The organism is Marinomonas primoryensis, assembly GCF_013372285.1.
Classification (GTDB): domain Bacteria; phylum Pseudomonadota; class Gammaproteobacteria; order Pseudomonadales; family Marinomonadaceae; genus Marinomonas; species Marinomonas primoryensis.
Genome location: NZ_CP054301.1, coordinates 755,355 through 772,367, shown reverse-complemented (window position 1 = coordinate 772,367; position 17,013 = coordinate 755,355). Strand labels below are relative to the sequence as shown.

Here is a 17,013-nt window from a genome sequence, read left to right as displayed (position 1 = left end):
ATGGCAACCTATGTGATTGGTGACTTACAAGGCTGCTTAACACCTTTAATGCAGCTTTTAGAACACATCCAATATCGTGCAGATCAAGACAAACTTTGGTTTGCGGGTGACCTTATTAACCGAGGACCGGAGTCTCTTGAAACGCTACGCTTTATCAAGTCTCTAGGCCACAATACGAAAGTGGTATTGGGCAACCATGACCTGCATTTATTGGCGGTTTCATATGGTCATGGCAAACTAAAACGAGGCGACACACTTGCAGAAATCCTAACAGCGGGAGATCGTGACGACTTAATGGATTGGCTTCGCCAACAACCTTTGTGCCATTACGACGAGCAACTCAACACCGTCATGACACATGCTGGCATTCCACCTTGTTGGGATTTAAAAAAAACGCAAACGCTCGCCAAAGAGGTCGAAGACAAACTTCGATCCGACACGGTTGATGATTTTTTTGCCACCATGTACGGTAATACGCCAAATCAATGGGACGACAAACTCACAGGCACAGATCGCCTTCGAACGATTACAAATTATCTAACTCGCATGCGCTTTTGTGATGAAAACAGCAAACTCGACTTAGAATCTAAAGAAGGCATAAGTACCGCAACAAAAGGTTATGCCGCTTGGTTTAATTACCCCACTAAAGTTCCTAGTGATTGCCATATCGTTTTTGGACATTGGGCCGCCCTAGAAGGAAATACCCAGCAGGAACATGTTCATGCACTAGACACTGGCTGCGTTTGGGGAGGAAGTTTAACCGCTTTACGCCTAGAAGACAGACAACGCTTTAGTACACCTTGTACAATAAACCGGAAGAATTCATGACTTATACCTGTATCGACATTTCAGACGCCCTACCGATCATTGAAAATAATGGCGCTATTGTAGACATCCGTGATTTGGTTAGCTTTGAAACGAGCCATATGACCAATGCCATCAGCTTAACTAACGACAACGTACAAAATTTTATTGATAGCGCCGAAAAAAGCCAGCCCATTATTGTTTGCTGCTATCACGGTAACAGCAGTAAGGGAGCGGCAGAGTACCTTGCATCGCAAGGTTTCAAAGAAGTCTATTCCTTAAACGGAGGCTTCAGTCAATGGAGCGCTATGTTCCCAGAGCAGTGCGAAACAGGCAACTAGAACACCATGACAACCCCCTACCAAGTCTACCTCGTTGGCGGCGCCGTTAGAGACGCCCTACTTGGACTGCCTGTTGTCGACCATGACTGGGTCGTCACAGGCGCCACACCAGAATACCTTGAACAGAAAGGTTATCAACAGGTTGGCAAACAGTTCCCCGTCTTCCTACACCCTAGAAGCAAAGAAGAATACGCCCTTGCTCGCAAAGAAAAAAAGCAAGGTGAAGGCTACACTGGTTTTATTTGTGACTTTGCTCCCGACATTCGCTTAGAAGAAGATTTAGAACGTCGAGACCTGACCATCAATGCAATAGCACAGGACCAAGATGGTAACCTAATAGACCCATTCAATGGACAGCAGGACTTACACAACCGAATATTTCGTCACGTCTCGGATGCCTTTGTAGAAGACCCGTTGCGCGTATTAAGGGTCGCTCGTTTCGCCGCTCGCTTTCACCATTTTGACTTTACAATCGCGCCTGAAACCCTATCTTTGATGAAAACCATCAGTGCATCTGGAGAACTTTCCGCATTAAGCGCGGAACGTATTTGGAAGGAACTTGAAAAAGCGTTAAACACTCAGCATGCCGATGTGTTTTTTACCGTTCTAAAAGAAGCAAACGCGCTCGACAAACTTTTTCCAGGGTTTATTTGGACGGACAATCAAGTCATCGTTGATAGCCTAGGTCACGCAGAGTTCACGCCCGCTCAACGCTGGGCCATTCTTGGAAAGCACACCCCACTCACGGAACTAAGTCAATTACACCAACGCATCCGCTGCCCTAATCAGTTCAAAACCCTTGCCGAACAAGTACGTGCTTTTATTGAAAATCAGCGCATCCCGATGAACGCGGAGAATTGGGAAAGCTGGCTCATGTCAGTGAATGCCATCAAAAAACCTCAACCATTTTTATTATTAATTGAAGTTTTAAGTGAGCTAACCAATAGTAAACCAGAAGACTGGCAAACTCTTCGCGAAACGATTGCGATCATCAATGCAGCCAGCTTGATGAAACAAGGCTTTGACGGGGCTGAGCTTGGTCTAGCCCTAAAAAGAGCCAGAATCGACGCACTGGATAAAAAGCTCTCACCTTTTATCAACTAACAAGTCCGAGGCTAATAAGTAACGGCGGATTTTCTGTGTATTTTCACACCAACAGATTGAGCGGCTGCGACAGCGCCAGGCTTACGCAAAGTCAAGGTAACCGCATTCAGTTTAAACTGCCCTATCAAGTCGCCGACTAAATGCTCTGCCAAGGTTTCAATGAGTTCGAACTGGCGCTCAGCACAAAACGATAAAATGAAATTCGAAATAGCTTCATAGTCCAAAGTTTTAGCAAGGTCATCGGTCTCTGCAGGCACTCGATTGTCGTGCTCCATCTCCAGATCAAACAACAAATCTTGTTGAATCTTTTTTTCCCAATCGTAAACACCAATAACCGCTTGAGCCTTCAGCCCCTCAATAAACACCAAGTCTTTCATATTAAGATTCCTTTAAGGGTGGTAATTCAGACAAAGGCCAGCGAGCACGAATAGACAAACTAAGCCCTGACGATTGTCCATTTGCCAAACGCTGAGCACCAGCATAAGCAATCATAGCGCCATTATCGGTGCAGAACTCTGGTCGAGCATAAAACACACTCGCTTTGATTTTTTTCAGCTGACTTTCTAGCTGCTCACGCAAACGCTGATTAGCACTCACGCCACCGGCGATAATTAACCGTTTCAACCCTTCTGCCTCTAGTGCGCGACGACACTTAATCACTAAGGTATCGACCACAGCGGTTTCAAATGCTAACGCAGCGTCCGCTTTAAATTGCTCATCACAGCGATCATCGTCTAGTGCCGCGTGCACAGCCGTTAAAAAAGCGGTTTTCAAACCACTAAAACTAAAGTCTAAACCAGGGCGATCCGTCATTGGACGCGGGAATTTAAGACCCGATTTAGGGTTACCCTGTTTTGCTAATGCAGCAATTTGCGGCCCACCCGGATACGGCAAGCCAATCATTTTGGCGGCCTTATCAAACGCTTCACCAGCAGCATCATCTAATGACTGCCCCAAAAGACGATATTCACCGATACCATCAACTCGGACTAACTGGGTATGACCGCCAGAAACCAACAATGCGATAAAAGGCATCTCAGGTTGTGACTCTTCAAGCATAGGCGCTAAAAGATGCCCTTCCATATGATGCACGCCCAACGCAGGAATCCCCAACGCATAAGCTAATGAACGACCAATAGTCGCACCTGCCATTAATGCTCCGACCAAGCCCGGACCACTGGTATAAGCGATGGCATCGAGCTCCGCTTTTTTCATACCAGCTTCTTGCAGCACTTCATCGATCAGCGGCAATGTTTTCCGTACATGGTCACGAGATGCCAATTCTGGCACCACTCCACCGTATTCTGCATGCTGAGCAATTTGAGAATAAATTTTGTGGGCTAATAGACCATTTTCGGTATCGTAAATAGCGATCCCCGTCTCATCACAAGAGGTTTCTAATCCCAATACTTTCATTAGAGCAATCTCATCAATAATTTGAACGCATTGTACCTTATCTCCCTCCCGTTGCAGAGCAAAGACAACCTCCTTAAACTAACAAGCGCAAATGATATTAGACAAAGTCTAGCGGAAGCATTATAATGCGCGCGTTTTCAATGTTTAAATTAAAAGGCAGGTGATTTTTCTCGTTTGGCACATAGCTTCCTAAGTAAGCAGATATGGCGACTCAAACACAACTCTTGAAAAAATATGTACAGTTACAGACGCGACCACAGTCTGTCCAGAGTAAGAAAAATCGATCTATTTTAGATCACACTCTGTTCAACAAAAGCGCGCTTTGAAAGCCCATTAAATACGGGTATGATTCACGCCGTTTTTGTGAATACTTAAACTTTAAAAAAATTATTAAAGGTAATAACATGCCAGCAGTAAAAGTAAAAGATAACGAACCATTTGACATCGCTCTTCGTCGCTTCAAACGCTCTTGCGAGAAAGCAGGTGTTTTGGCAGAAGTTCGTCGTCGCGAATGTTACGAAAAACCAACAACTCTTCGCAAACGTGCTGCAGCAGCAGCGGTAAAACGTCACGCTAAGAAAGTTTCTCGTGAACAGAAGAAATTCCAACGTTTGTACTAGGCCAATCTGCCGTTTGGCAATTTGCTAAAAACAAATGTTTTGCCTAGAAGCTCCTTGCATTTAGGCTTATAAAAAACGGCTAGTTAACAAACTAGCCGTTTTTTTTGTTTATTTGCCTACCAGAAAATAAAGAGGATCCTATGTCAGACTTAAAAAAACACATTTCAGATACATTAAAAACCGCTATGCGCGCCAAAGAGAAACAGCGCGTAACCGTTATTCGAACCATTTTATCTGAATGCAAAAAAATCGAAATCGACGAGCGCATTGAATTGGATGACGCACGTGTATTGGCTGTCCTAGATAAAATGAACAAACAACGCAAAGACTCTAATCAGCAGTTCCTTGATGGCGATCGTGAAGACCTAGCTAAAATTGAACAAGAAGAAATGCTGATCATCAGCGAGTTTTTACCAACACCATTGACTGATAATGAAGTTGGTGAGATTGTCAAAGCGGCTATCAAAGAAACTGGCGCCAGCTCAATGCAGCAGATGGGCGCGGTAATGGCCATTGTTAAACCACAAGTACAAGGTCGTGCCGATATGGCGCAAATCAGCAAACAAGTAAAATCACAATTAGGCTAATAGTATGGCGGGGCGCATTCCTGATCAGTTTATTGACGAGCTTCTCGCTCGGACCGACCTAACCGATGTGGTTGCGTCTCGCATCAGCCTAAAAAAAACAGGTCAAAACTATAGCGCCCTATGCCCTTTTCACAATGAAAAAAGCCCTTCATTCAGCCTAAATCCGAACAAACAGTTTTACTATTGCTTTGGATGCGGTGCTGGCGGCAACGCCATTTCATTTGTGATGGAACATGATCATCTGGATTTTGTTGATGCAATTGAAGCACTTGCCAAAGATGCTGGCATGGAAGTCCCCAGAGAGCAAGGCGCACCGGACCGGTACGAGCAAAACGCCGAACTACTAAAGCGCCTATCAGAAAGCGCTCAATTTTATCAACAGCAACTTACCCAACACCCCGATAAGAAGAAGGCCACCGATTATTTATCGAAAGATCGCGGATTATCTGGTCAAATAGCCAAAGTTTTCGGCCTAGGTTTTGCCCCATCCGGCTGGGACAATCTCCTCAAAAAAATAGGCACTCGCGCCGAAAGCCAAGAACAGCTTTTATTAGGAGGGATGCTCGTTGAGAAGAAAGAGCAACCAGGCCATTATTACGACCGCTTTCGTGATCGCATCATCTTTCCTATACGAGACTCCCGCGGGAGAGTGATTGCTTTTGGCGGGCGCGCCTTTGGCGATGAAAAACCCAAGTACTTGAACTCCCCTGAAACGCCTGTCTTTCAGAAAAGCCAAGAACTCTATGGCTTATTTGAAGCAAAACAAAACACCCAAATACTCGATCAAATACTCGTGGTTGAAGGCTATATGGATGTCATCGTGCTAGCTCAACACGGCATTACTAACGCCGTCGCCACACTAGGCACCTCGGTCAATAGCCAACACATACGCAAGCTATTCAAGCTGGTCAGCAAGGTTGTACTCTGCTTTGATGGCGATAAAGCTGGACGCTCAGCCGCCATTCGCGGGCTGGAAGCCTCCCTCTCTGTTATGCAAGACGAAAAACAAATCCGTTTTTTGTTTTTACCCGAGGGCGAAGACCCTGATTCATTAGTAAGGCAAGAAGGCAAAGAAGCCTTTAACAAAAGATTGGAAGACGCCTCTTCACTTTCTCACGTCCTCTTTGAACACGCTAGAAACCAAGTCACCCTTGGTGACGAAGAAGGTGAAGCTCAATTCACTCGTAACGCCATGAGCATGATCCAGCAGATACCAAAAGAGCTTACATTTCGCTCCGTGCTTATTCGGCAGTTAAGTGAACAATCTGGGATTGATAGCGACACGCTAGGCAACACATCAATTCCCAAGCAAAGACCATCAGCCAATAACCAAAGCGACACTCAGAACAACACGACAAACGAACACATTCCACATACTGGCAACGATGAAGAGCATTACGCGCCAGCCTATGATGAATACGACAGCTATTCGAATCATGAATACAGTAGCGCACCAAGCCATTATGAGAGCAATAAAAAATCGACTTTTAAAAAAGACGGTAAATTTAATAAATTTAAAGAAAAGGAAGCGTTTTTCCCTCCTGCCCCCTCCAGCCTTAGCCGCATAAAGCAAGCCTCACTTTGTTTGCTCCTTCACCCACACATAGCGCAGCACATTGATCTTCCTGACCCACTGGTCAACCAAGTAAATGAAGAACTACAAATCTTCTGTAAAATATGGAGATATTTTGCAAAATACCCCACAAAGAACACAGGACACCTACTTGGTGAAATGGTAGATCAATCCACCATTACGAACATTTACGCACTTTTAAACCACCAAGATGCCACAACCAAGCAAAAAATCACTAACGCACAACAAGAAGTGCTAGATATGGTCTCAGCCATGGAAAAGAACCTTGGTTTAAATAGTTCCATCGCACGGTTGAAAAGCAAAGGAAATGAATCCATAAAGGATAGCAGTAGCAAGCAAGAACTGCGGAATTTGATGGATTTAATCAGACAAAAAAAACACTAAAAGACGCTTATTTTTTATTCGAAAAGATAGGATTAAGTGGATGAGAGTGATAAATTTTGTTATAATCCGCGGCTTGCTAAACTCCCAAATGAATTTCTAACGATAGGTTGTCGAATGCCAGACACTCAACAGTCACGTCTCAAAGAGCTGATCTCCAAGGGTAAAGAACAAGGTTACCTAACTTTTGCTGAAGTTAATGACCACCTCCCTGATGACCTTTCAGACCCGGAGCAAGTAGAAGAAATCATTGCCATGATCAACGACATGGGCATTACGGTTTCTGAAGTTGCACCAGATAAAGATAGCCTTCTTATGGAAGAAGGCGACTCTACCGATGAAGCCGCTGCAGAAGAAGCAGCCGCGGCCTTAGCTGCCGTAGAAGGCGACATCACCAGAACAACCGATCCTGTCCGCATGTACATGCGTGAAATGGGTACCGTTGAGCTATTGACTCGTGCAGGCGAAATCGCCATTGCAAAACGTATCGAAGAAGGTACGCGTGAAGTCATGTCTGCTATTTCCTACTTCCCTGGCGCCGTTGACGTATTGCTTAACGCATACGCAAAAGTACAGGAAGAAGAAGGCCGTTTAAGTGATATTTTTAGCGGTTTCATTGACGGTGATGGTGAAGAACCTGTTTTTGAAGAATTGATTCCTGAAGAGCCTCCAGTCGAAGAAGACGCCGCAGACAATGCTGACGATGACGACAACGCTGACGACGAGGAAGAAGAGACAGATAACGGTCCTGATCCAGAAGAAACCGCTCTACGTTTCAACGACATTGCACGCATATACAACGAACTTAAAGTCTTGCTAGAAAATAGCGATAGACAAGACCCTGCCGTTCGTAGCAAACAAGAAGAATTAAGCATCAGTTTTGCTCCGATCAAATTGGTTCCTAAGATTTTTGATGATTTAGTTTACCGTGTTCGCTCTCGCATGGAAAAAGTTCGCGATCAAGAACGCCTTATCATGCAAGTTTGTGTACGCAAATCAGGTATGCCAAGAACGGAGTTTTTGAAGCGCTTCCCAAGCAATGAGACCAATCCTGATTGGCTAAAAGAACAAATTGCTTCTGGTGCGGATTACGCGGCAGCGCTTGAAGAAAACTCACCTGAGTTTATGCGCAGCCAGCGTAAACTTCGTGCCGTTTCAAAAGACACTGGCCTAACAATTGCCGAATTAAAAGAAATCAACCGCCGCATTTCTATCGGGGAAACTCGATCTCGTCGTGCGAAGAAAGAAATGGTTGAAGCCAACTTACGTTTGGTAATTTCGATTGCGAAAAAATACACCAATCGCGGCCTACAATTCTTGGACCTTATACAAGAAGGCAACATTGGTTTAATGAAGGCAGTCGATAAGTTCGAATATCGTCGTGGTTATAAGTTCTCAACGTATGCCACTTGGTGGATTCGTCAAGCAATCACACGCTCAATCGCTGACCAAGCTCGCACTATTCGTATACCGGTGCACATGATTGAAACAATAAACAAGCTAAACCGTATCTCTCGTCAGATGCTTCAGGAAATGGGTCGTGAAGCGACACCTGAAGAATTGGCTGCCCGAATGGACATGCCTGAAGACAAGATCCGCAAAGTATTGAAGATTGCGAAAGAACCTATCTCGATGGAAACACCTATCGGTGACGATGAAGATTCACACCTAGGTGACTTCATTGAAGACGATGGCGCTGAATCACCTATCGATATAGCAACGATTGAAGGCTTACGTGAATCTACGACAACAGTGCTTGCAGGTCTAACCGCTCGCGAAGCAAAAGTACTGCGTATGCGCTTTGGTATTGACATGAATACCGACCACACTCTTGAAGAGGTTGGTAAACAATTTGACGTTACTCGTGAACGTATTCGTCAAATAGAAGCTAAAGCATTGCGCAAGCTACGCCATCCTAGTCGCTCAGAACACCTACGAAGCTTCCTAGACGAATAAATAAAATTTTATTCAAAAAAACCGCTGTCAAAAACAGCGGTTTTTTTATACCTACCCTTTTGAAAAAAACCATCTTAAAACAGCAGTAGCAACAAAACTGTCATACACTGTAATTAGAGTATGGATAAAGACAGTGAGGCTTAGCTTGCTAAAAAACCATAATCACCATCAAAACACATCCCCCCCCCACCCACCTCAAGCGGGAATAATTTCCAGCTGGCTCACTTATTACTGCATTAGGTACTCAACCCTCACAAACAAAAAAAACTCCCTTTGTTTAGTTCGTTTATTCGCTCTTCAAAAAAAAAGTCATGTTCACTACAGGAGTAACATCTATGGAAAAAATCTACGTTCTGGACACTAATGTACTATTGCACGACCCTTTGGCTATCTACGCGTTTGCTGAGCATAAAGTCGTCATACCGATGACCGTTCTTGAAGAGCTCGATGTCATTAAAGATAGACGAGACAAGGACGTTAGCCGTGAAGCACGTGTCGCCATTAACACCATTGATAAAATCGTCGGTGATGCCTCTCCTCGCGAACTTCAGGCCGGAGTGCCTATCCGTATCGTCAGCAATGATGTAGACAAAAATCAGCACCAACGCAGCGAAGGCTCTTTGGCCATTTTTCCAGATCAACAAATCGTCCTCACTGACAATATCCCATTTTTAAATGGCAACCACGATCACGCCAATGACAACCGCATCATCAATGTCGGCCTAAGCTTACAAGCCACTCACCCACGATCTTCTGTCTGCCTTGTGACAAAAGACATTAATATGCGAATTAAAGCAAAGGGGTCAGGACTTGAGCGCGTAGAAGACTACCGAAAAGACAGAGTGCTTGATGATCTAGATTTGATGAGTAAAGGCTATATTCAGTTTACGGGCAGCTTTTGGTCGACCCTAGACAGCGTAAAAACGGAAGCTCACGGCCGACATACCGTTCATGTCGTTAACAAAAGCCATTTATCAAAAATACATCTCAACATGTTTGTCATTGATGATGAAGATTTTATTGGTTTTGTGGTCAACATCGATCAAGAGTTTGTTTATTTACTCGACGTCAACAAACAACACCTGATGAATCAAAATTTCTGGGGCATCCTTCCTCGCAATTTAGAGCAAGCCATGGCGTTTTACCTATTACGCCATGAGAACTCAGACCTTATGGTCATGACGGGGCCTGCAGGCTCAGGTAAAACCCTACTAGCTCTAGCGTATGGCCTTCAAGTAACAATGGAAGAGAAGCGTTTCAATAAAATCATTGTGGCCCGTTCAACACCGCCAATGGCAGAAGACATTGGCTTCTTACCCGGAACCGAGGAAGAAAAAATGGCGCCTTGGTTGGCCGCCTTTGACGACAACTTAGAGATTCTACACGGCGCGGATGAACACTCGTTCAGCAGTATTGATTACGTAAAACAAAAAGCCAATATACAGTTTAAATCGTTGAATTTTATGCGAGGACGCTCCTTTAACAACGCTCTAATAATCATAGATGAAGCTCAAGGTTTAACACAGTTCCAGCTAAAATCAATCGTAACTCGGGTTGGTAGCAACTCAAAAATTATAGTACTAGGAAATTTGGCTCAAATTGACAACAAATACATAACCCCTCTCACCTCAGGTCTCACTTATTTAGTAGAGAAATCCAAATCTTTTAAATACGCCAGTATCATGCATGTGAATGGCATAGAACGCAGCAGACTCGCCGAGTTTGCCGAAGAAAACTTATAAGCAGGAACTGAGGCAAATAAAAAACAAAAAAAAGGGAAAGGCCAACGCCTTTCCCTTTTTAATAATACTGCTTCGACCTAAGATAGGATTACTGTGCGACAGATTTTGCCAATTCAGTAATTTCGTCCCATTTACCCGCTTTAACAAGGTCTGTCGGAACGATCCAAGAACCGCCAACACAAAGCACATTTGGAAGCGCCAAGTATTCGCGGAAGTTGTTCGCGCCAATACCACCCGTTGGGCAAAATTTAATCTGAGGCAATGGGCCACCAAATGCTTTTAATGCCTTAATACCGCCATTCACTTCAGCAGGGAAGAATTTAAAGTGGTCGTAACCGTATTCCATCCCTAATAATACATCTGAGATAGTCGCGACCGCTGGCAAATAAGGTACATCGTATTCTTTACCGACAGCCAGTAAATCGGCGGTCATTCCCGGACTAATAATAAACTGTGAACCCGCTTCAATAGCTTGAATATATTGCGCACGAGAGCAAACTGTACCGGCACCCACAATAGCATCAGGCACTTCTTTACGAAGCGCTGTAATTGCCTCTAGAGCAGCCGGCGTACGTAATGTCACCTCCAATACAGGCACGCCACCTGCAACAAGCGCTTTACCCAATGCCACGGCCTGTGCCACATCATCCACAACAATAACAGGGACAACTGGTGTCGCCGTCATTACTTGTTCTGCAGTATAAGAAGTTGTCATCGTATTTTCCTTATTTTAAGACCTAATAATCATGCCAATTACGGCCGTCTTTAATCGGTAACGCCATCGATGCGGCAGGCCCCCAAGAACCAGAAGCGTATTCTTTAGGTCGCTCACTGGTTTGACTCCAAGCAGACATAATACCGTCTACCCACTTCCAAGCTGCCTCCACCTCATCATAACGCATGAACAAAGTGGCATCGTTGCGCATCACATCCAACAGTAATCGCTCATAAGCTTCTGGACTACGCTTATCCATAAACGCTTCCGTCAAACTTAAGTTCAAATCAACAGGCTGAAGATTCATCCCTTCGCTCACACCAGGCACTTTATTCATCACTGTTAAAGAAATTTTTTCTTCCGGCTGAAGACGAATAATGAGCTGATTTCGCTGTAACTGACGATTACTTTCATCATTAAAAATACTGTGTGGTACAGCCTTGTACTGAATAACAATCTCAGAATAACGCTGACCTAAACGCTTACCTGTTCTTAAGTAAAACGGCACGCCAGCCCAACGCCAGTTATCAATATCAGCACGTAATGCAACAAACGTTTCGGTTCTTGAGTTCGGGTTACTACCCTCTTCATCAAAATAACCTTTTACGTCTTTACCCTTAATCATGCCTTTCGCATACTGACCACGCACGGTCTTATTATAAGCATTAGCGCCTGTAATAGGACGCAAGGCTTTTAGCACTTTAATTTTTTCATCACGAACTGAATCAGCATCCATTCGACCCGGCGGCTCCATTGCCACCAAACATAAAAGTTGAATCAAATGGTTTTGCACCATATCCCGCATCGCACCAGCATTGTCGTAATAGCCCCAACGACCTTCAACTCCAACCGTTTCAGACACGGTAATTTGCACGTTATCAATGTGCGCGCTGTCCCATAAAGGCTCAAAAAGCGTGTTACCAAAACGGATCGCCAGCAAGTTTTGTACAGTTTCTTTACCTAAGTAATGGTCTATACGGAACGCTTGTTGCTCATTAAAGTTTTTCATTACCTCATCATTAATCGCGCGAGAGGAAATTAGATCTCGACCAAGTGGTTTCTCAAGAACCACTCGCATGCGATCCGCATTCAAACCATGGGCCGCTAATGACGTGCAAATAGAACCGAATAAATCAGGTGATGTTGCAAGATAAAAAACAACATCTCGATTATCACTACCAACACTGTGATCATTCAATCGAGAGAAATCAGACTCTTGCTGAGCATCTACTGAAATATAACTTAAACGCTCTTTAAAGCGCGGCCATGTTTTTTCATCACCGATGCTAGAAGGTACAAACTCATCAAGCGCAGCTCGAATCTTTGATTGATACTCTTCAGTGCTCACTTCCCGTCTTGAAGCACCGATGATACGGGTCGTTGGAGCAAGCAAACCATCCATATCTAAATGGAACAAAGCAGGGAGCAACTTACGCATAGCAAGATCGCCACCGCCACCAAAAATTACAACATCACAGGCTTTTAAACTGGCCTTCATTCTTTATTCTCCAACTAATCTAGGCTTTCGACACAAGATAGGACGCGTAACAGGCACAACCCATCAGACCTGGGTATTCAGATATCACAACAAAAGTCGGAATAGGTGAAACTAACGCTCTCATACGACCTTTGTCCTGCATCGCATCACGAAAACCACTTTTAAGGATTTCATTCAAATAACGAGGGACAATACCACCCGCAATATAAACACCACCGCGAGACTCAATCGACAAAACAAGATCTCCAATAACTCGACCTAAAAATACAAAAAACTGCTCTAAAGCAGCTTCAGCAATAGGGTCTTTGCCGGATTTTAGTGCTTCACCGATTTCAGGTGCGGTTAATCGTCTCTTAATTCCTTCACGCAAAGCCAAAGCTTCGTATATATTTTCCAGCCCCATTCCAGATAAAACACGCTCCGCAGATACGCGTTTATGACGAGTACGTAGAAATTTCAAAATATCATCTTCGATTTCGTTACAAGCCGACAAATCGACATGACCGCCCTCTCCAGGCAAAACCATATTAGGGCCGTTATCTTGGGGGACCACACAAGAAATACCCAACCCAGTTCCGGCACCAACCACCCAGCAAGCGCCTTTAGGATCAACTACCGAGCTTTCGCCAATAACAACCATATCTTGCGGGGTAAGAATTTCCAAACAATGCCCAACGGCATCAAAATCATTCAATAACGCAACGGCTTTATCAGCGCCAAAATAGGATTGTACTTCTGCACGGGTAAAGTGCCATGGGTTATTTGAAAAGCGGATTACTGGTTGATTTACAGGGCCCGCAATCGCCAACACAATCGCTTCGATTTTATCCATATCAACACTACAGTGCTCAATATAATCAGCGGCAGCATCAAAAAAGCTCTCGTAATTATCACAAGGAAACACTCTTACTTCTTGAGGCTCATATTGACCGATAGGAACTAAAGCAAAACGCGCATTGGTTCCACCAAGATCAGCGATTAAAGCATGGGACATAAACGAACCCTATTTGATTTTTTTGAAATTTTACAACAAAAATGAGGTGAAAAATACCGAAAAATTGATAGGAAAGCGTAATAATGTAATAAAATTACAAAAACTATCTAAGCCTATTTAAAAACTTAAAGACTTTCGTCGGCACCAATCTTTTACGGTTGTTTTTATAATCATAGAGACGCTCATCTGCCACTTTCAGCAGATGCTTGTAGTTAACGGGCGCATCAGACATAACACTTGCACCACCATAACTAATAGTAATAGGTACAAGATTAGATTTATACCTTAAAGGATTAGATTGTAGATATTCTTGAATTGATTCTGCCACTAACAAAGCTTGTTCATAAGTCTTACCAGGCATCACAAAGACAAATTCGTCACCTGCAAAACGAAAAGCCAACCCCTGCTTGTGAACGTACTTTAACAACCGCTTAGCAATATACTCTAAAACTTCATCACCACAATTATGACCCAATGTATCATTAATGGATTTAAAGGCATCGCAATCAATAAATACAACCGTTAAGTCACGCTCTTTCATCTTAGATCTTGCAAATTCACGATCCAACATGAGTTCTAACTGTCGACGGTTTAACAAGCCAGTCAAGGGATCACGCGTTGCTAGGTATTCGAGTTTTTCTCTGGCCGTCACATTACTCAGACAGATCGAAATTTTAATAGCTAACTGATCAAGTAGAAAGGTATCTTTTGTTGTGGCGTCGTAGCGAGTACTGTCCGAATCTGCCTGACAAAATAATCCGACCAACTCACCATCAATAGTCAACGGTGAAATTGCGACGGAAGAAATAATATCGCGATATGCAGCAGGAATAATCTCCCAACAACGACTTAAGTTTGTATTAACCAAGATCGTTTTATTACTGGATTTAATAATATCAATCATGGAGCGACGCCTTGTAAACAAGACTCGATCACGTAGATCGGGCATTTTTTCCAAGCTTTCTATCAGATGAGACAAAGGCGCTTCATTAATCAGGTTCACCCAAACATAGGGTACTCTAAATTGTTTTTGCACTTCCTTGGTTAACGTGGAAACGAACTGATCACAACGACCAATCGAAAGAATACAACGCTCAATTTCAAAAAACTTGCGCGCGATCTCTTCATTGCGTCTAACATTGTCGATCAGTTCATTGATATCATGCATTCACTATGCCTCACCGTACTGATATAAAACGGCTCACTTGTCTTAATTAAAGCAACAGATCCTAAAAATACAGTTGATCTATAATGCTTTATAGTACGATGCTTATACAGTTTGAGCCACACATTGAACAAATTTTGATGAACCTACATACAAAAAATAACATTTAACAACCGCAATAAAATTCTATTTCGCCCGTATTGAGCAAATGGCAATAACGCCCGTATATCACTTGTGCAGTTTTTCTAATTAATTCACTGTTTTCTTTAAGAAAAATCGCTCTGTGCCGATAGCGTTATCGTAGATAATTTAATAGGCATCTAGATGAATATCAGAGAAATTGTTGAAACACAGGTAACCCAAAGTAGTAAAGCGGGCAAACCGGTTTCTGGCAATGCTCAATTCGCCTTATTAATGAGTTTGTTTAATCAGCCAGGTCCACCATTAATAAATACACCTGACACATTGAGTTTTCATCAACCGCATGCCATTACTCGTCCAATGTATTTTTCCCACAGTATTGAAGAAAACCCCATTGCGAATATCGCCTTATTAAAGGCACTAAGCTTCGAGCCATTAGCAGAAGGTCCCGCTTACCAATACGATGCGGTTGAAAGTTTAGAGCAACAAATCAATATACGAATCTAAATTTATCCTTTAAGTGAAATAGCACACAAATCAAACAAACGACTCCAGTTTTTAGCATGTGATTGAGAAGATTGCTGATACCGTAGCCACTCACTGCCTGACTTAGTCAATGAAAGTTGATTTAAAAAGACCGACATTTCAAAACTCAGCGGAGCACTCAACTCGGCCAATTGATTAAGAAGAGGCAAAACTTGATACGCACTGTGATTTATTCTGCCCATGTAAGGCTGAATGATATTGACGTAATGCACTTCAAATTGATGCTTAATATATGTCATAGAAGGTCCGCATGAAGCACTACCCAATCCACCCACCTCATTCGATACTGACCTTAAATAACGTGTTATTTGGGCTAATGTGTACAGCAGTCTTCCAGCATATTCACTGCCCATTAATGTTTTCAAATCACCTTCGAATACCGCTGTATCAACCTTCGGTAAATCACTGAGACCTTTTCCTATATCAACCAAACGGTGCAACGCGCCCAATAACGCCTGCTGGTCGGCGGAGGAATAGTCCAGAGGGAGAAAACCATTCGACAAACTAAAAAATGCTTTCCCCTCCGCGCCATTAAAAAGCGCGTTTCCAAAAGCCACCGGCAACTCAAGACGCTTTTGTTGGGCCATTCGACCCAACTCTTTCGCCAAGTTCACATCCGTAATATCACATGATTCAATAGCTCGGATAATATCCAGTTCATACAAGAACCGCTGACTATCAGGCATAACCTTACCAAGAATACTGTTTTTTTTACCCGCTACCATACCAACATCACAATACTGCAGAGATAAAAAATCTAACAACCCAATGTCAAATGTGGATAACACTTTCTGACGATCTCGTAATGCAGGCAAGCTAATTGGCATTACAATTGCTGGTGAAGGAATAGAGAGGGACTGAGAACGATTTAAATCTGTTACATACCCCGATAAAACAGTCTCCGGTTTAAAACGAGTATCACAACCACTAAAGGCAACGAGTATAATGCTGCTCAACAGAATCATAGTAAGAAAGGGTTTTACTAACATGAACAAGCTACTCATTCAAAAACGTGAAGAAATATCAGAAACACGTGTCGCTAAAATGGTGTTTCCAGCCACAACAAATCACTATGACACATTATTTGGAGGCATCGCCCTGCAATGGATGGACGAAGTGGCTTATATTGCAGCAACGCGTTTTTCTAGAAAAACGATGGTGACCATTTCGACAGAGCAGATCGATTTCAAACAACCTATCCCTTCTGGAATCTTGATAGAATTAATTGCCCGTGTTGTTCACGTTGGGCGAACATCCCTAAAGGTAGAAGTGTCTATTTTTCTCGAACAACTAGACAGTGATAAACGCACAAAAGCTATAACAGGACATTTTAACTTTGTCGCCGTCGATGAAAATAAGAAGCCAACCCCTATCTTTAATGACGAAAATACCCAGTAATTAACCTTATG

The 17,013-nt window shown here is 43.3% G+C and carries 17 protein-coding genes; 10 read left to right on the top strand and 7 right to left on the bottom strand.

Annotated features, from left to right (window positions below):
* Genes MP3633_RS03520 through MP3633_RS03510 form a run of 3 tightly spaced genes read left to right on the top strand, consistent with a single transcriptional unit; the run spans position 1 to position 2,249 of the window.
* Positions 1 to 828, top strand: coding sequence for a symmetrical bis(5'-nucleosyl)-tetraphosphatase (locus MP3633_RS03520; RefSeq protein WP_176334495.1), 828 nt, complete (start codon positions 1 to 3; stop codon positions 826 to 828).
* Positions 825 to 1,145 (top strand): thiosulfate sulfurtransferase GlpE, encoded by a 321-nt coding sequence (glpE, locus tag MP3633_RS03515; RefSeq protein ID WP_112136903.1) that lies wholly within the window; start codon positions 825 to 827, stop codon positions 1,143 to 1,145. Before MP3633_RS03520 ends, glpE begins: the two co-directional genes overlap by 4 nt.
* 6 nt (positions 1,146 to 1,151) lie before the next feature.
* A complete protein-coding gene (locus MP3633_RS03510) occupies positions 1,152 to 2,249 on the top strand; it encodes a tRNA nucleotidyltransferase/poly(A) polymerase-related protein (protein WP_176334494.1) in 1,098 nt (365 codons plus the stop codon).
* 11 nt (positions 2,250 to 2,260) lie between these two features.
* Here MP3633_RS03510 and folB read toward each other — a convergent pair whose 3' ends face one another.
* Both folB and tsaD read right to left on the bottom strand, forming a co-directional pair.
* Complete coding sequence (gene folB / locus MP3633_RS03505) at positions 2,261 to 2,626, bottom strand: dihydroneopterin aldolase (protein WP_112136899.1); 366 nt, start codon at positions 2,624 to 2,626, stop codon at positions 2,261 to 2,263.
* Position 2,627: 1 nt separating this feature from the next.
* Positions 2,628 to 3,665, bottom strand: a complete 1,038-nt coding sequence (gene tsaD / locus MP3633_RS03500) for a tRNA (adenosine(37)-N6)-threonylcarbamoyltransferase complex transferase subunit TsaD (RefSeq protein ID WP_176334493.1) — start codon at positions 3,663 to 3,665, stop codon at positions 2,628 to 2,630.
* A 404-nt stretch (positions 3,666 to 4,069) separates the two neighbouring features.
* On the opposite strand from tsaD, the gene rpsU reads away from it, so the two are divergent.
* From rpsU to MP3633_RS03475, 5 genes are all read left to right on the top strand, one after another.
* On the top strand, positions 4,070 to 4,285 hold the full coding sequence (gene rpsU / locus MP3633_RS03495; RefSeq protein WP_009835737.1) for a 30S ribosomal protein S21: 216 nt from the start codon (positions 4,070 to 4,072) through the stop codon (positions 4,283 to 4,285).
* A gap of 140 nt (positions 4,286 to 4,425) precedes the next feature.
* Positions 4,426 to 4,872 (top strand): GatB/YqeY domain-containing protein, encoded by a 447-nt coding sequence (locus MP3633_RS03490; protein ID WP_176334492.1) that lies wholly within the window; start codon positions 4,426 to 4,428, stop codon positions 4,870 to 4,872.
* Between the two features lie 4 nt (positions 4,873 to 4,876).
* On the top strand, positions 4,877 to 6,850 hold the full coding sequence (gene dnaG, locus MP3633_RS03485) for a DNA primase (protein ID WP_176334491.1): 1,974 nt from the start codon (positions 4,877 to 4,879) through the stop codon (positions 6,848 to 6,850).
* Between the two features lie 114 nt (positions 6,851 to 6,964).
* Complete coding sequence (gene rpoD / locus MP3633_RS03480; RefSeq protein WP_176334490.1) at positions 6,965 to 8,803, top strand: RNA polymerase sigma factor RpoD; 1,839 nt, start codon at positions 6,965 to 6,967, stop codon at positions 8,801 to 8,803.
* Positions 8,804 to 9,138: 335 nt separating this feature from the next.
* Positions 9,139 to 10,545 (top strand): PhoH family protein, encoded by a 1,407-nt coding sequence (locus MP3633_RS03475; RefSeq protein WP_176334489.1) that lies wholly within the window; start codon positions 9,139 to 9,141, stop codon positions 10,543 to 10,545.
* Positions 10,546 to 10,633: 88 nt separating this feature from the next.
* Here the strand turns inward: MP3633_RS03475 and MP3633_RS03470 are convergent, their stop codons facing one another.
* The 4 genes from MP3633_RS03470 to MP3633_RS03455 all read right to left on the bottom strand — a co-directional run bounded on the left by MP3633_RS03470 (position 10,634) and on the right by MP3633_RS03455 (position 14,920).
* On the bottom strand, positions 10,634 to 11,260 hold the full coding sequence (locus tag MP3633_RS03470; RefSeq protein WP_176334488.1) for a bifunctional 4-hydroxy-2-oxoglutarate aldolase/2-dehydro-3-deoxy-phosphogluconate aldolase: 627 nt from the start codon (positions 11,258 to 11,260) through the stop codon (positions 10,634 to 10,636).
* A gap of 22 nt (positions 11,261 to 11,282) precedes the next feature.
* A complete protein-coding gene (gene zwf, locus MP3633_RS03465) occupies positions 11,283 to 12,758 on the bottom strand; it encodes a glucose-6-phosphate dehydrogenase (RefSeq protein ID WP_112136885.1) in 1,476 nt (491 codons plus the stop codon).
* 19 nt (positions 12,759 to 12,777) lie between these two features.
* Positions 12,778 to 13,752 carry a glucokinase gene (glk, locus tag MP3633_RS03460; RefSeq protein WP_176334487.1) on the bottom strand — a complete coding sequence of 325 codons (975 nt, stop codon included), beginning with the start codon at positions 13,750 to 13,752 and terminating at the stop codon, positions 12,778 to 12,780.
* Positions 13,753 to 13,855: 103 nt separating this feature from the next.
* Positions 13,856 to 14,920, bottom strand: a complete 1,065-nt coding sequence (locus MP3633_RS03455; protein WP_112136881.1) for a GGDEF domain-containing protein — start codon at positions 14,918 to 14,920, stop codon at positions 13,856 to 13,858.
* 321 nt (positions 14,921 to 15,241) lie between these two features.
* Here MP3633_RS03455 and MP3633_RS03450 point away from each other — a divergent pair, with 321 nt between their 5' ends.
* Positions 15,242 to 15,565 carry a hypothetical protein gene (locus tag MP3633_RS03450; protein WP_176334486.1) on the top strand — a complete coding sequence of 108 codons (324 nt, stop codon included), beginning with the start codon at positions 15,242 to 15,244 and terminating at the stop codon, positions 15,563 to 15,565.
* Between the two features lie 2 nt (positions 15,566 to 15,567).
* Here the strand turns inward: MP3633_RS03450 and MP3633_RS03445 are convergent, their stop codons facing one another.
* The gene (locus tag MP3633_RS03445; protein WP_244959806.1) at positions 15,568 to 16,593 is read right to left on the bottom strand and encodes a DUF3080 family protein; all 1,026 of its coding nucleotides are present in this window, start codon (positions 16,591 to 16,593) and stop codon (positions 15,568 to 15,570) included.
* Here MP3633_RS03445 and MP3633_RS03440 point away from each other — a divergent pair.
* Positions 16,592 to 17,002 (top strand): acyl-CoA thioesterase, encoded by a 411-nt coding sequence (locus MP3633_RS03440; protein WP_176334485.1) that lies wholly within the window; start codon positions 16,592 to 16,594, stop codon positions 17,000 to 17,002. The genes MP3633_RS03445 and MP3633_RS03440 overlap by 2 nt on opposite strands.
* The last annotated feature ends 11 nt before the right edge of the window (positions 17,003 to 17,013 follow it).

Excerpts from the sequence above, each read along its gene's own strand:
- MP3633_RS03450 (WP_176334486.1), top strand. The coding sequence starts at position 15,242 with ATGAATATCAGAGAAATTGTTGAAACACAGGTAACCCAAAGTAGTAAA.
- MP3633_RS03440 (WP_176334485.1), top strand. The coding sequence starts at position 16,592 with ATGAACAAGCTACTCATTCAAAAACGTGAAGAAATATCAGAAACACGT.
- glk (WP_176334487.1), bottom strand. The coding sequence starts at position 13,752 with ATGTCCCATGCTTTAATCGCTGATCTTGGTGGAACCAATGCGCGTTTT.
- MP3633_RS03470 (WP_176334488.1), bottom strand. The coding sequence starts at position 11,260 with ATGACAACTTCTTATACTGCAGAACAAGTAATGACGGCGACACCAGTT.
- dnaG (WP_176334491.1), top strand. The coding sequence starts at position 4,877 with ATGGCGGGGCGCATTCCTGATCAGTTTATTGACGAGCTTCTCGCTCGG.
- MP3633_RS03455 (WP_112136881.1), bottom strand. The coding sequence starts at position 14,920 with ATGCATGATATCAATGAACTGATCGACAATGTTAGACGCAATGAAGAG.
- glpE (WP_112136903.1), top strand. The coding sequence starts at position 825 with ATGACTTATACCTGTATCGACATTTCAGACGCCCTACCGATCATTGAA.
- folB (WP_112136899.1), bottom strand. The coding sequence starts at position 2,626 with ATGAAAGACTTGGTGTTTATTGAGGGGCTGAAGGCTCAAGCGGTTATT.
- rpoD (WP_176334490.1), top strand. The coding sequence starts at position 6,965 with ATGCCAGACACTCAACAGTCACGTCTCAAAGAGCTGATCTCCAAGGGT.
- MP3633_RS03445 (WP_244959806.1), bottom strand. The coding sequence starts at position 16,593 with ATGTTAGTAAAACCCTTTCTTACTATGATTCTGTTGAGCAGCATTATA.
- MP3633_RS03475 (WP_176334489.1), top strand. The coding sequence starts at position 9,139 with ATGGAAAAAATCTACGTTCTGGACACTAATGTACTATTGCACGACCCT.
- MP3633_RS03520 (WP_176334495.1), top strand. The coding sequence starts at position 1 with ATGGCAACCTATGTGATTGGTGACTTACAAGGCTGCTTAACACCTTTA.
- rpsU (WP_009835737.1), top strand. The coding sequence starts at position 4,070 with ATGCCAGCAGTAAAAGTAAAAGATAACGAACCATTTGACATCGCTCTT.
- zwf (WP_112136885.1), bottom strand. The coding sequence starts at position 12,758 with ATGAAGGCCAGTTTAAAAGCCTGTGATGTTGTAATTTTTGGTGGCGGT.
- MP3633_RS03510 (WP_176334494.1), top strand. The coding sequence starts at position 1,152 with ATGACAACCCCCTACCAAGTCTACCTCGTTGGCGGCGCCGTTAGAGAC.
- tsaD (WP_176334493.1), bottom strand. The coding sequence starts at position 3,665 with ATGAAAGTATTGGGATTAGAAACCTCTTGTGATGAGACGGGGATCGCT.
- MP3633_RS03490 (WP_176334492.1), top strand. The coding sequence starts at position 4,426 with ATGTCAGACTTAAAAAAACACATTTCAGATACATTAAAAACCGCTATG.